This is a genomic window from Veillonella sp. ZSJB6 (genome assembly GCF_051549505.1).
GTDB lineage: Bacteria > Bacillota > Negativicutes > Veillonellales > Veillonellaceae > Veillonella.
The window spans coordinates 1-231 of the sequence record NZ_JBPUGE010000210.1 but is presented as its reverse complement, the minus strand read 5'-3'; the positions used below and the strand labels follow the sequence as shown (position 1 = coordinate 231).

The following is a 231-nucleotide window of genomic DNA, read 5'->3' as shown; positions in this document are numbered from 1 at the left end:
AGCCGTTTAAAAACGCATTGGGATGCTCACTACCCCGACCTTGAGCAAAGTCATACACTACCGCCTTGATTGGGCTATGCTTTGGGGTCACATACGCCCAAACATAGCCTTGCTTTAACTTGCCTTTAGCATCTTTCATGCCATAGCCATTTAACACCTTCACAGGGGTTTCATCGGCATGCACAATTGGCTGAATAAGCATGAGTTTAACTAACCGATTAACTAAAAACC

The 231-nt window shown here is 44.6% G+C and carries 1 protein-coding gene; it reads right to left on the bottom strand.

Features of this window, described 5'->3' with window-relative positions; genetic code table 11:
- Nucleotides 1–231: IS66 family transposase (locus ACSV5T_RS10455; protein WP_438321110.1), on the bottom strand; the 231-nt coding region annotated here is incomplete at both ends.